At 64.9% G+C, this 12739-nt stretch carries 10 protein-coding genes; 8 read left to right on the top strand and 2 right to left on the bottom strand.

Annotated features, from left to right (window positions below; all coding sequences use genetic code 11):
* Positions 1–31: 31 nt before the first annotated feature.
* From AC5P7F_RS18620 to AC5P7F_RS18590, 7 genes are read left to right on the top strand one after another with little or no spacing between them, the layout of a single operon-like run.
* Positions 32–1990, top strand: a complete 1959-nt coding sequence (locus tag AC5P7F_RS18620) for an FTR1 family protein (RefSeq protein WP_021201907.1) — start codon at positions 32–34, stop codon at positions 1988–1990.
* A 24-nt stretch (positions 1991–2014) separates the two neighbouring features.
* Positions 2015–2632 carry a cation efflux transmembrane domain-containing protein gene (locus AC5P7F_RS18615; RefSeq protein WP_005413376.1) on the top strand — a complete coding sequence of 206 codons (618 nt, stop codon included), beginning with the start codon at positions 2015–2017 and terminating at the stop codon, positions 2630–2632.
* The gene (locus tag AC5P7F_RS18610) at positions 2629–2985 is read left to right on the top strand and encodes a hypothetical protein (protein WP_012480228.1); all 357 of its coding nucleotides are present in this window, start codon (positions 2629–2631) and stop codon (positions 2983–2985) included. The genes AC5P7F_RS18615 and AC5P7F_RS18610 overlap by 4 nt, the downstream gene beginning before the upstream one ends.
* A gap of 55 nt (positions 2986–3040) precedes the next feature.
* Positions 3041–4318 carry a TolC family protein gene (locus AC5P7F_RS18605; RefSeq protein ID WP_012480227.1) on the top strand — a complete coding sequence of 426 codons (1278 nt, stop codon included), beginning with the start codon at positions 3041–3043 and terminating at the stop codon, positions 4316–4318.
* Positions 4315–5265, top strand: a complete 951-nt coding sequence (locus tag AC5P7F_RS18600) for an efflux RND transporter periplasmic adaptor subunit (RefSeq protein WP_021201906.1) — start codon at positions 4315–4317, stop codon at positions 5263–5265. The genes AC5P7F_RS18605 and AC5P7F_RS18600 overlap by 4 nt, the downstream gene beginning before the upstream one ends.
* Before the next feature lie 8 nt (positions 5266–5273).
* On the top strand, positions 5274–8465 hold the full coding sequence (locus tag AC5P7F_RS18595; RefSeq protein WP_021201905.1) for an efflux RND transporter permease subunit: 3192 nt from the start codon (positions 5274–5276) through the stop codon (positions 8463–8465).
* A complete protein-coding gene (locus AC5P7F_RS18590; protein ID WP_019184735.1) occupies positions 8462–8737 on the top strand; it encodes a hypothetical protein in 276 nt (91 codons plus the stop codon). The genes AC5P7F_RS18595 and AC5P7F_RS18590 overlap by 4 nt, the downstream gene beginning before the upstream one ends.
* 15 nt (positions 8738–8752) lie before the next feature.
* On the opposite strand, the gene AC5P7F_RS18585 is transcribed toward AC5P7F_RS18590, so the two are convergent.
* Both AC5P7F_RS18585 and AC5P7F_RS18580 read right to left on the bottom strand, forming a co-directional pair.
* Positions 8753–9850, bottom strand: a complete 1098-nt coding sequence (locus tag AC5P7F_RS18585) for a UvrD-helicase domain-containing protein (protein ID WP_012480224.1) — start codon at positions 9848–9850, stop codon at positions 8753–8755.
* Positions 9828–11408, bottom strand: a complete 1581-nt coding sequence (locus tag AC5P7F_RS18580) for an ATP-dependent nuclease (protein WP_495205422.1) — start codon at positions 11406–11408, stop codon at positions 9828–9830. Before AC5P7F_RS18580 ends, AC5P7F_RS18585 begins: the two co-directional genes overlap by 23 nt.
* A gap of 273 nt (positions 11409–11681) precedes the next feature.
* Between AC5P7F_RS18580 and AC5P7F_RS18575 the strand changes: the two genes are divergently transcribed.
* The gene (locus AC5P7F_RS18575) at positions 11682–12734 is read left to right on the top strand and encodes a DNA-binding protein (protein ID WP_032961134.1); all 1053 of its coding nucleotides are present in this window, start codon (positions 11682–11684) and stop codon (positions 12732–12734) included.
* Positions 12735–12739 lie beyond the last annotated feature (5 nt).

Raw genomic sequence — 12739 nt, 5'->3', positions numbered from 1 at the left:
CACTCCGGCCGCGGCGCTGCATGTGACGACCATGCCACTGCCCATCGCCTTGATTCGCTACTGCCTGATTGCCTTGCTGATCGGCTGGGTTCTGCCCGCTTCTGCTCAGGCGGAGCCTGCCGCAGCAGACCTGCGCCAAACCTGGCAGATGCTCGATTACATCGCGGTCGACTACCCCGGCGCGGTCCAGGCCGGTCGCGTAATTGCCCCCAACGAATACGCCGAAATGAGCGAGTTTGCCGGCGCCGTGCGCAGTCAGCTGGCAGCATTGCCCGGTGGCCAGAACCAGCAGGAGCTGACGGCCCAGGCCGACCGCCTGGTCCAGGCGGTGGCAGAGAAGGCCGACCCGGCGCAAGTGGCAACGTTGGCGCGCGGGCTCGGCACGACGCTGTTGGCCCGCTACCCGATCGGCGCTGTTCCGGCGAGCGCGCCGAAGACCTCCCAGGCCGCGTCCATCTACAGCCAGCAGTGCGCGGCCTGTCACGGCCCCACAGGTCACGGTGATGGCCCCGCCGCGCAAGCGTTAAGTCCGCCGCCGATCGCGTTCACCGATGCCACTCGCGCCGCGCAGCGAACGCCGCTGTCGTTGTACGAGGTCATTTCCCAGGGTGTGCCGGGTACCGGCATGGTCAGCTTCTCTGGGCTGTCAGAAAGTGATCGCTGGGCGTTGGCATTCTATGTGGGCAGCTTGGGGTACTCCTCGCAAGCCAAGGCTCAAGGTGAGGCGTTATGGCGCACCAGTGCCGAGGCCCATACGCACATTCCCTCGCTCGAAGCGCTGACACGCACGCGAGAGGCCGATCTTGCCACCACGATGCCCGCCGATCAGGCAAACGCGATCATCGCCTACCTGCGTTCGCAGCCACAGGCAGTAAACGAAGCGGTACCAGGAGCCGATCGCTTTGCGGTGGCGCGGCAGCGACTGGCCGCCAGCCAGCGCGCTTACGCTGATGAGGACCTGGCTCAAGCCAAAAAGCTTGCGCTCTCGTCCTATCTGGATGGTGTAGAGCCGCTTGAACCCACGCTGGCCACGCGCAATCCGTCATTGCTGCGAGAGATCGAGACGGCCATGGCAGGCTACCGCGCGCAGCTGGATCAGCATGCGCCCGCGGCTGACGTTGCCGGGCAGGCAGCGCAAATTGCCCAGCTGTTTGATCGCGCGGACGTGGCGCTGCAGGACACCCGAATAGGCGCCAGCACCGCGTTTCTAGGCAGCTTTACCATCTTGGTACGCGAAGGACTGGAAGCGCTGCTGATCGTGATTGGTATCGTGGCGTTCTTGCGTAAAGCCGAGCGGTCTGATGTGTTGCCGTATGTGCATGCGGGTTGGATCTGCGCGTTGTTGGCAGGCGCAGCTACCTGGGCAGTGGCCACTTACTTTGTTGATATCAGCGGTGCGAACCGGGAAGTCACTGAGGGCGTCTCGGCCTTGTTCGCTGCCGCTGTCCTGCTCAGCGTAGGCATCTGGATGCACCAAAAGAGCCTTGCAGGGCGGTGGCAGGAGTACCTGCACGCCAAGCTGACGACTGCGCTGACACGGCGCTCGGCTGTTTTCCTGTTCATGCTGGCCTTTGTCGCGGTGTACCGCGAGGTGTTTGAGACGATCTTGTTCTACATCGCGATGTGGAGCGATCAGGCGTCCACCGCCATCCTCGCAGGCCTGGTGGCGGGAATCGCGGTGTTGGCTGCGGTGGCGTACTGGATGCTGCGCATGAGCAGGCGGCTGCCGATTGGCCGGTTCTTTTCGATCAGCTCGATTCTCATCGCGGTGATGGCGGTCATCCTGATCGGTAAAGGCGTGGCCGCGTTGCAGGAAGCGGGCTGGATCTCTCAAACACCGCTCGCGTTGCCGCGCATCGAGTGGATCGGCCTGTATCCCACCTGGCAGTCGCTGCTGGCGCAGGTATTGGTAGGCACCGCCGCCATCGTGGGGTTCCTCGCCAATGCCCGTTCCGGTGTGCGTAGACAGCCAGGCGCAAACAAGCAATGAAACAACATAGCAGAGGACCAAGACATGAGTGATTGCGGGTGCCACCACGAAGCCAAGAACAAGGAGGAGCGACGCATCCTCTGGATCGCCTTGGTCCTGAATGCAGCGATGGCCGTGATCGGCGGCATTGCCGGCTGGATTGCCCATTCCACCGGGCTGCTGGCTGACGCGCTGGACATGCTGTCTGACGCCACCGCCTATGCCATTGGCCTGGTCGCTATCGGGCGCACGGCGCGCTTCAAGGCCAACGCCGCGTGGGTCAGTGGCAGCGTGCTGCTGGTGCTGGGCGTAGGCGTGCTGGTCGAAGTCGGCCGCCGGGTGATGTACGGCGCCGAGCCGGTCAGCGGTTGGATGATCGGTACCGCTCTGGTCTCGCTGGCCGTGAACCTGAAGGTGCTCCGTATGCTCGCCCCCTTGAAGTCTGGCGAAGTGCATCTGCGAGCGACCTGGCTGTTTACCCGCGCCGATGTGGTGGCCAACGTTGGGGTGATTCTGGCCGGCCTGTTGGTGTGGTGGCTGGCCAGCCCCTACCCGGATTTCGTGATCGGCGCCCTGATCGGCCTGTATGTGATCAAGGAGGCTTTCGAGATCTTGGGTGATGCTCGCCGGGCGCGTGCCGACGCGCGCAAAACGCCTGCATGACAGCGCTTGGCCGGCTGAGCTGTGGCCTGCGCTGGCTGCTGCTGGCGCACTTGGCCGTGGGCCTTGTGACGCAGCCGGTGCTGGCAGTGGTTGGCGAGCTCCATGCTCAAACCCATCTGGCCGCGGCCGACCATGACCCGGCAGTGGCATCACCAGCTTCCGAGCGTGGCGTAGACGCCGCGCTGCACCGGCTACAGCAGCTGGTGCTGTGCTGTAGCCAGGCCGCGCCGGCTCCAGAAATAGTGTTGGCCATTGCTCATATCGGCCGGCATTGGCCGTCGGCGACAGCCCATGCGGACAGATATCGGCATGAGCACCTGCTCGCGCCGTTCCGGCCGCCGATCGCAGGGTGATGCGCGCCGGCGTGCGCCGGATCCCTGTTGGCTATCGAAAATTCTGGAGTACTTCATGCATGTGCGATTGGCGGCCCTGGCCGCGTGGCTACTGTTGAGCGCGGCGGCAACGCCGGCGACAGCAGAAGAGCTGATGACCTTGGACGACGCGTTTGCACGCGTGGCCCAAACCCACCCCGAGCTGCGCCTGGTCGATGCGCGAGCCACGGTGCTCGCTGCCGAGCGCGACCAGGCCGTGCAGCGGCCACCGTGGACGTTGGGGGCGGAGGTTGAAAATGCGCTGGGCACGGGCGCGGCCCGTGGCCTGGACAGCGCGGAGTTGACCTTGAGCCTGAGCTCGGTCCTGGAGCGCGGCGGCAAGCTCGACGCCCGCCGCACCTTGGCCCAAAGCCGGATTGATGCACTGGCCGTGCAGCGCGAGACCGGGCGGCTGGACCTGCTCGCCGAGACGGCGCAGCGCTATTTGGCCGTTGTCGGTGCCGACCGGCAACGCAGCCTGGCGAACATGGATGTCGGCCAGCGCCAGCGGACCGTCGCCGCTGCCCGGCAGCGCCTGCAGGCTGGCGCGTCTCCCGAATCGGTGATGCTCACCGCACAAGCAGCACTGGCGAGAGCAGAATTGACCCGTGATCGGGCCGAGCAGCAGCGCATTGCCGCCCGGCAGCACCTTGCTGCCCTCTGGGGCGAACGTGCTCCGAGCTTCGAGGTGGCCGCGGCGGATCCCATGACCCTGCCGGCGATCGCGTCCATGCAGTCGCTGGCCGAGGAATTGGAGCGCACTCCCGAGTTGGCGCAGTTTGCCGATGCCCGCCGGATCGCGCAGGCACGACTGCAGCTGGCGCGTTCGGCGGCCTCGCCGGACTTGTCGTGGCAGCTGGGCGTGCGCCGCCTGCAGGAGACTGACGACACCGCGCTGGTGGCCAGCCTGTCCATGCCACTGGGCAGCCGCAGCCGCGCGCAGCCGGAGATCCGCGCCGGCGAAGCCGAGCTGGAGGTTCTGACGATCGAGCGCGAGGCCAAGGGCCTGTCGCTGTATTCCACGCTGGTCGAAGCCCATGGTCGCTACACCGTGGCGCAGGCCGAGGTGGCACGGCTGCAAGGCGAGGTGCTGCCGAAGTTGGCCCGGGCTGAGCAGGCCGCCGAGCGCGCCTATCGCGCCGGCGCGATCAGCTACCTGGAATGGGCACAGCTGCAGTCCGAACGCACGGCCATGGCCCAGCAGCAGCTGGACGTGGCGCTCGATGCGCAGCGCGCCCTGATCGAAATTCAACGCCTGACCGGCCAGGCGCTTGTCGCGCCGCCGGCGGCTGCTTCCACCGGAGAGACCCCATGAATCGCTTTTCCTGGACCGCACTGGGCATGGCCCTGATGATGCTGGCCGCCTGCAACGCGTCGGCCCCCAACGAAGCGTCCGAAGGCGGCGCCGCCGCTGAGGGCGAAGAGCACGGCGAGCACGAGGAAGCGCCGCTGGAAACCAAGATTGCCGCCAAAGCTGCGCAGGCAGCGGGTATCCAGGTCGCACCGGCAGGCCCCGGTGAGATTGCTGACGAGCATGAGGTGCAAGGGCTGTTGACCCCGATTGACGGTCGCATCGCGCAGGTCACGGCACGCTTCCCCGGACCGGTCCGCTCCGTGCGTGCGGGCGTGGGTGATCAGGTACGGGCCGGCCAGGCACTGGCCACGGTAGAGAGCAACCTGAGCCTGACCACCTATACCGTCACCGCGCCGATCAGTGGCGTGGTCATGGCGCGCACGGCCGCCGTAGGCATGGCCGCCGCTGAGGGCGCGCCGCTGTTTGAGGTCGCCGACCTGTCCACGCTGTGGGTGGACCTGCACATCTTCGGCGCCGACGCCCAGCACATCGGTGCTGGCGTGCCGGTGACGGTTACCCGCTTGAGCGATGGCGTCACCGCACAGACCACCTTGGAGCGCGTCCTGCCCGGCACCGCCACCGCCAGCCAAAGCACCATTGCGCGCGGCACGGTGGCCAACACCGATGGCCTGTGGCGGCCGGGGTCGGCGGTCAAGGCGCGGGTCACCGTGGATCGCCAATCGGCAGCGTTGGTGGTGCCGATCACGGCGCTGCAGACCGCAGAAGACCAGGACGTGGTCTACGTGCAGCAGGGCGAAACCTACCACACCCGGCCGGTGAAGCTGGGGCGCCGCGACGCCGAACGCGCCGAAGTGCTGGAAGGCCTCAAGGCCGGTGAACAGGTGGTGGTGGCCCAAAGCTTCCTGATCAAGGCCGACATCGAAAAGTCCACCGTGGAAGAAGAATGAGGCCCGCCATGCTCGAACGCCTCATTGGGCTGTCCATCCGCCATCGCTGGCTGACGCTAGTGCTCACCGCTGCGCTGGTTGCGCTGGGCGTGTGGAGCTACCGTCACCTTTCCATTGACGCCACACCCGACATCACCAACGTCCAGGTCCAGATCAACACCCAGGCCCCGGGTTACTCGCCGCTGGAGGCCGAACAACGGGTCACCTTTGCCATCGAAACGGCCATGGCCGGTCTGCCCAAGCTGGACTACAGCCGCTCGCTGTCGCGCTACGGGCTTTCGCAGGTCACCGTCGTCTTCAAGGACGGCACCGACCTGTACTTTGCCCGCCAGCAGGTCGCCGAGCGCCTGCAGCAGATCGCCTCCCAGCTTCCCGAAGGGTTGGACCCGGAAATGGGGCCGATCTCCACCGGGTTGGGCGAGATCTTCATGTACACCGTGGAGGCCGAGCCCAACGCTCGCAAGCCCGACGGCACCCCGTACACGGCCACGGACCTGCGCACCCTGCAGGACTGGGTGATCCGGCCGCAGCTGCGCACCACGCCCGGCGTCACCGAGGTCAACACCATCGGCGGCTTCGAGCGGCAGATCCACATCACTCCCGATCCAGCTCAGTTGGTGGCGCTGGGCTTCACGTTGAACGACGTGGTCGCCGCGGTCATGCGCAACAACCAGAACATCGGCGCCGGCTACATCGAGCGCAACGGACAGCAGTTCCTGGTGCGCGTGCCGGGCCAGCTAGCCAATCTGGAGGCAATCGGCAACATCGTGCTGGACCGGCGCGATGGCGTGCCCATTCGGGTGCGCGACGTCGCTAGCGTGGGCGAAGGCAAGGAGCTGCGCACGGGCGCGGCCACCCAGAATGGCCACGAGGTCGTGGTCGGTACCGCCTTCATGTTGTTCGGCGCCAACAGCCGGGAAGTCTCCCAGGCGGCCGCGGCCAAGCTGGATGCCGCCAACGCCAGCCTGCCTGCCGGCGTCCATGCCAAGGCCGTCTATGACCGCACCGCGCTGGTGGATCGCACCATCGGCACGGTGTCCAAGAACCTGATCGAGGGCGCGCTGCTGGTGGTGGTGGTGCTGTTCCTGCTGCTGGGCAATGTGCGCGCCTCGTTGATCACCGCGGCGGTGATCCCGTTGGCGATGCTGTTCACCATCATCGGCATGGTGCGTGGCGGCGTGTCGGGCAACCTGATGAGCCTGGGCGCGCTGGACTTCGGCCTGATCGTGGACGGGGCGGTGATCATCATCGAGAACTGTCTGCGCCGGTTCGGCGAGGCGCAGCACGCGCTGGGCCGCCAGCTCAACGATGAAGAGCGCTATGACCTGACCGCCTCGGCCACCGCCGAGGTGATCCGTCCCAGCCTGTTTGGCCTGGGCATCATCGCCGCGGTCTACCTGCCGATCTTCGCGCTGTCCGGGGTAGAAGGAAAAATGTTCCACCCGATGGCGATCACGGTGGTGCTGGCCCTGACCGGCGCCATGGTGTTGTCGCTGACCTTCGTGCCGGCGGCGATCGCCAGCTTCCTGCGCGGCCGTGTGGCTGAGCACGACAACCGCCTGATGCGCTGGTCGCGTGCCCGTTATACGCCGCTGCTGGATTGGGCCCTGCGTCGGCGCGTGGTGGTGCTGGCCGGCGCGGCCGTGCTGGTGGTGGGCTGTGGCGTGCTGGCCACCCGCTTGGGTTCGGAGTTCGTGCCGAGCCTGGATGAGGGCGACATCACCTTGCAGCCCATGCGTATTCCCGGCACCAGCTTGGAGCAGTCGGTGGCCATGCAGGAAACGCTGGAGAAGCGCCTGGCCCAGTTCCCGGAGGTGGCCAACATCTTCTCAAAGATCGGCACCGCCGAGGTGGCCACCGATCCTATGCCGCCGTCGATGGCCGACACCTTCCTGATGCTCAAGCCCCGCGACCAGTGGCCCGACCCGCGCAAGCCCAAGGCCGAGCTGGTGGAAGAGCTGGAGGCGGCGGCCAAGGAAATCCCGGGCAGCAACTACGAGTTCACCCAGCCCATCCAGATGCGCACCAACGAGTTGATCTCCGGCGTCCGTTCGGACGTGGCGGTCAAGGTCTACGGCGACAACCTTGACCAGTTGACGCGCCTGGCCAGCCGGGTCGAGCGGGTCATGCGTAGCGTCCCCGGCGCCGAAGACGTCAAGGCCGAGCAGGTCTCCGGCCTGCCACTGCTGACCATCACGCCAGATCCGGCGGCATTGGCACGGTATGGCCTGAACCCGGGCGATGTGCAGGAAACGGTGGCCACCGCCATTGGGGGCAGTGTTGCCGGCCAGTTGATCGAGGGCGACCGCCGCTTCGACCTGGTCGTGCGCCTGCCCGAAGCGCAGCGCCAAGACCCCGCTGTGCTGGCAGATCTGCCCATTCCGCTGCCGGCAAGCACCAGTGTCGATGAGTCCAGCCGTCTGGCCGCCGGCGCCAATGGTGGGCCTCGCACGGTGCCGCTGCGGGAAGTGGCGAAGATCCAGGTAGAGCGCGGGCCCAATCAGATCAACCGCGAGAACGGCAAGCGCCGCGTGGTGATCACCGCCAACGTGCGCGAGCGCGATCTGGGCGGGTTCGTCGGCGAGTTGCGCACACGCATCGGCCAGGATGCCGCGCTTCCAGAGGGCTACTGGATCGATTACGGCGGCACCTTCGAGCAGCTGATCTCGGCCACCCAACGCCTGGGCGTGGTCGTTCCGGTGACACTGGCGTTGATCTTCGCTCTGCTATTCATGGCCTTCGGCTCGGCCAAGGATGCGGCCATTGTGTTCAGTGGCGTGCCGCTGGCGCTGACCGGCGGTGTGCTGGCACTGGCTCTGCGCGGGATTCCGTTGTCGATCTCTGCCGGTGTGGGCTTCATCGCGCTGTCGGGCGTGGCCGTACTCAACGGGCTGGTCATGATCGCCTTCATCCGCCGTCTGCGCGAACAGGGCGATCCGCTAGACGACGCTGTGCGCGACGGCGCCCTTGGACGCCTGCGACCGGTGTTGATGACCGCCCTGGTAGCCTCGCTGGGCTTCCTACCCATGGCCTTGAATGTCGGTGCTGGCTCGGAAGTGCAGCGGCCGCTGGCCACTGTCGTCATCGGCGGCATCGTCTCATCCACCGCATTGACCTTGTTGGTGCTGCCGGTGCTCTATCGTTGGCTGCATCGCGACCGAGCTCCCCGCGCCGGTAGCACTGCTTTGGAGTCCCCATGAACGAGCTCAACCTGGAACAGGTCCGTGCGGCGATGTTTACCGACCCGGGCGTGAAAGCGGTGGACGACCTGCGCCTGGTCGCCGGTGAGCATGGCCGTGCGATCGCGGCCACCATCACGGTCGCGGCGCCCTCGGTCGACCTGGACCTGGTGCATGCTGTGATTGCCCAGGTCCTGGCCGATCAATTCGGCATCGATCAGATCATGCTGTGTTTCAACGACCCGGGCCCGGTACCGCCGCCGCCCACCGCGGCGCCGTTAAAGAAGATGTGATCGCAGCCCCTGGCTCTATGCGTCTGCGCTGGCAGGCGCATAGAGCTGATGACCCGGCAACGCGCACGCGCCGGCATACACAAAGGCCACGCTTTGCCGCGCCCGGGTGAAGGCCACGTAGTATTTCGGCGGCGCGGTGATACGCGCTGCATCGGCCGTGCGCAGGTACTGCGTCAACGGCCCGTTCGGAAAGATGAGGACCCGACTGTAGGTGCGGCCCTTGCACTGCCCAAAGTTCACCGCCGGCAGTCCGTCGCACGCCTGCCGCCGGTCATGCCGGAGCACGGTGGGGGCGAACTCCTGCATGTACGCGGCCACATCCCCTGGAGCGACGAGGTAGATGCCATCGTGTCCGGTGACCTCGCCATTGCCTGATTGGGTCCGCGGCATCTGCGGATAGAGCGTGTCAGCCATATCGCACAGGGCCTGGACGCAGCGCAGACTGGTGAGGCGGTGATCCAGCCGGCATAAGCCGTCGGCCTCCCAAATCTGAAACAGCGCTGCCAGATTCGGACCACGGTATTGGCTGTACCTTTGCGCATAGTTGGTGGCATACGTGGCTTGGCGCGTATCGCCTACCAACGTGATGGCAATCTCACTCTTCAACAGCCGTTCGACCAGATCCAGATCAAAGCCGGCCAGATCCTGGACTTCGTCGATGTAGAGCTCGTCGTACATCGCCGCCAATCGCGCCACGACCTGGCCTTGGGTCAGCTCATCGCAGCGCACAGCGAAATCGGCCGCTCGGTCCGAATACATCCGGTTGCCCGCCAGGTAGTGGCGCGCCACCTGGGTGCGTGGGGCGCGGTTGTTGGTGACACCTTCTACGAACAGGATGGTCTCGATGCGAGGCTCAGGGCAAAGCGCAGCTTGGTACGGGCGAATGCACTGGCGCAGCAGAAAGCCATACCAGCTGTGCAAGGTGACATGCGCGGGGACCGCGCCTGCGTGGGCCTCAAACGAGCGCCGGATCTCTTCCAGGTTTTCCAGCGTGTAGGTGACAATCGCGATGCGGCGCCCAGGTCGCTCCAAGGCCTGCCGGACCAGCAACGTGGTCTTGCCCGAGCCGGCTGCCGAGAGCAGGACCCGGTTAGGTGATGGCACGCTGGACATAGTCCGGGAACCTGATCGAGTGCGGGCTATTGAAAATCGCCAAGGCCGTATCGGTCTTATGGCCCTTCATGTACTTGAGCAGCGCCACCTCATCGGCAAAGGCCTTGCCCAGCACGGTATTGAGTTCGGCCAGCGAGTTGGCTTTGATCAGCTGCTCTTCCAGCGAAGGGGCGCTCTCGTCGGAATCGTAATAGATCGCGTTGATGTGCTCGGCATAGCGCTCTTGCACAACTGCGATATCACCGTCGTTGTCGGTGATCACTTTGGCCTGAATCCTCAGTCGATCGGCAATCTGCAAGAAGCGTTTGAATGCCAACGACTTGACCGAAATGATGTCTACGCCGTGAGCCATCGGCGCCACGCCGTGATGGTCACTGTAGGCACGCTGCACGATCAGTTCGTCGGAAGGGCCTTCCACCAGGATCGCCTGCTTGGCCAGGATCAACCGCAGCGTGTCGTGGCCCGGCAGCTTCATGAAATAGTCGTGGGTATCGCTGGGCAGCTGGTCCAGCTTCATCTGGCCTTGCGCGCTGAACAGGATCACGTTGTCCACGCCCAGCTTGTTCAACACGAAGCTGCTGTGGGTGGCGATGATCACCTGCTGGGCGGTGGAGAGGGCCGCAATCTTGTCGATCAGCTGGGTCATGCTGGAATAGGACAGATGGTTCTCCGGCTCCTCGATCAGCAGCACGTGAGCCGCGCCGGCCGCGTGCATCGCCAGCTTCATCTTCACCGCGCTTTGCTCGCCCTTGCCGACCTGGGTGAACGGGAGCTCATCCAGGTAGGGTGACAGGCTGGTTTCCCACGTTGAGCGCGGCGATGTGTCCACGCCTACCGTCAATGCCCTGTGGCTGATGTCCCCGGTGTGCTCGGTCAAGTAGGCATTGATCGCTGCCACATCCGCTTCTTCGGAAAAGCTCTGCCGCATGCGGCGGAAGCTCAGCGACAGCGAGACGCGCTGCGCAGGCGTCAGTGCCTGCTCGATGATGCCGGCGATATAGCGATCGGCACCGGACAAGGTCTTGATGCCGTGCGTGTCGATGATGGTCGAGTCGAACGGAATACTACGGGCGGTGACGCCATTGTTGGCGAAGGAGTACCAGCGCACCGTGTAGTACTCCACCGGCAGGCTGACCGCGCCCTGGTGCTGCTGCAGGTAGGCGTTGAACTCCTCGCGGTAGTCGTCGTTGAGCTCGACCAGCAGCCGGATGCCGGCGGTATCCAGACGCAGGGAGTTGTTGGTGCCGCGTAACGACGCCAGCGCGGCGTCGGCGCCCAGATAGGCTTCGATGGAGATCCGTGGCGGCGAGGCCGGCGTGCCCGTGGCAAGCGCTCCCAAGTACTCCTGCACCATGGGCTGGTGGAACAGGTAGGGCGTGAGCTCGTAGGCAAGATTGCGCCCATGCAGCTGGCCGGTGACCACCGCGTGGATGGCCTCCAGCAGGGTGGATTTACCGACCTCGTTGTCGCCCACCACCAGGTTCATGTGGGCATTGAGGGGCAGGTCCAGATGGCGAAACGACTTGAAGTTGTCGATGACGATACGTTCGATCGGCATGCACAGTCCTTTGATGGCCAACGGGCTCGGTGGCGGAGCCTGCCTGCACCCTGGCTGGCCTCCTTTCCGCTCTGGGCCATACTACCCAGCGATCGCCGGCCTGGGCGGTTTCGTACTGCTTGGGACGCGGGGAAGGGTCAGAATCCGCCTTACGCGGGATAATTCAATATTATCCCGTATAACTATTCTCGCCGACGAGCGGTCGTCTACCTGCTTTAATAGTATGTAATTACATGGTATGTAATACATTACGAAATAAAGTGGGGTGGCACGATGGCGCGCGCAGGACTCTATAAGAGTGACGTCCAGAAGGCGCGCGACGCGCTGCTGGCCCAAGGCAAGAAGCCGTCAGTCGACGCGGTGCGAGTGGCCTTGGGCAACACGGGCTCCAAGACCACGATCCACCGCTACTTGCGTGAACTGGAAGGAGAGGAAGGCGGCGGTCCGGCGAGGACGGTAGCCGTTAGTGATGCTTTGCAGGACTTGGTTGCGCGCTTGGCCTCGCGGCTCCAGGAGGAAGCAGAGGCCATCCTCACCCAGGAGCGTGAGCGCCATCAGGCTGAGCTCCACAGTCGGCAACAGGCGCTTTCCGGTGCCCAAGAGGAGGCTGCCGCCTTGAGCAGTCGGCTGCAGCGCACCGAAGCAAGCCTGCACCAAGAGCAAGCTGCTCACGCCCTCCTTCAACAGAATCTAGGTGACAGGATCGCGGAAATCGCCCAGTTGAACGAGCGCATCGCTGGCATGACGGTGCGGCTGGCTGATCATGAGGCGCATACGCGTTCTCTGGAGGACAAGCATGCCCATGCCCGGGAAGCGCTTGAGCACTACCGCACTTCAACCAAAGAGCAGCGTGAGCAAGAGCTTCGCCGTCACGAGCATCAGGTCCAAGAGCTGCAAGTAGCCTTACGTCAGGCCAATGAAGCCTTGGGCGCGAAGAATCAGGAGCTGTTGGTGCTGAACCGCGACAATGGTCAATGGCTGGAGCGCCACGGGCGGATTGAGCGTGAGCTTGCCCAGCTACGACAGGCCCACGAAGGCCAACACAGCGAGGTCGTGGCGTTGCGCCAGACCGCGACGGACTATTTGGCACTGCAGGAGCGCTGGAAGACTGACGCCAAGACCTTGGATACCATGCGCAACGAGCTAGCTCAAGTTCAAGACACCCTTGCGCGGGAGCGTGAGCGCCGCGAGAGCGCTGAAGCCGATGCGTTGCGTGCCAATGCACGTCTTGAAGCGCTAGAGCCTCTACTGAATCAACTGACGCCAGCACAAAATGCGGTGAAGAAAACTCGGCGCGGCCATGCGCAAGATGGGGGAGCCGACTGACGAGG

It is taken from the genome of Stenotrophomonas sp. YJH_SMC_105-26 (assembly GCF_059368915.1).
The sequence above is the reverse complement of the archived record's forward strand: the minus strand, read 5'-3'. Positions and strand labels throughout refer to the sequence as shown.

What these genes read in the sequence shown, in the direction of transcription:
- AC5P7F_RS18600 (WP_021201906.1), top strand. Translation starts at nt 4,315, where the DNA reads ATGAATCGCTTTTCCTGGACCGCACTGGGCATGGCCCTGATGATGCTG.
- AC5P7F_RS18615 (WP_005413376.1), top strand. Translation starts at nt 2,015, where the DNA reads ATGAGTGATTGCGGGTGCCACCACGAAGCCAAGAACAAGGAGGAGCGA.
- AC5P7F_RS18590 (WP_019184735.1), top strand. Translation starts at nt 8,462, where the DNA reads ATGAACGAGCTCAACCTGGAACAGGTCCGTGCGGCGATGTTTACCGAC.
- AC5P7F_RS18620 (WP_021201907.1), top strand. Translation starts at nt 32, where the DNA reads ATGCCACTGCCCATCGCCTTGATTCGCTACTGCCTGATTGCCTTGCTG.
- AC5P7F_RS18575 (WP_032961134.1), top strand. Translation starts at nt 11,682, where the DNA reads ATGGCGCGCGCAGGACTCTATAAGAGTGACGTCCAGAAGGCGCGCGAC.
- AC5P7F_RS18580 (WP_495205422.1), bottom strand. Translation starts at nt 11,408, where the DNA reads ATGCCGATCGAACGTATCGTCATCGACAACTTCAAGTCGTTTCGCCAT.
- AC5P7F_RS18595 (WP_021201905.1), top strand. Translation starts at nt 5,274, where the DNA reads ATGCTCGAACGCCTCATTGGGCTGTCCATCCGCCATCGCTGGCTGACG.
- AC5P7F_RS18610 (WP_012480228.1), top strand. Translation starts at nt 2,629, where the DNA reads ATGACAGCGCTTGGCCGGCTGAGCTGTGGCCTGCGCTGGCTGCTGCTG.
- AC5P7F_RS18585 (WP_012480224.1), bottom strand. Translation starts at nt 9,850, where the DNA reads ATGTCCAGCGTGCCATCACCTAACCGGGTCCTGCTCTCGGCAGCCGGC.
- AC5P7F_RS18605 (WP_012480227.1), top strand. Translation starts at nt 3,041, where the DNA reads ATGCATGTGCGATTGGCGGCCCTGGCCGCGTGGCTACTGTTGAGCGCG.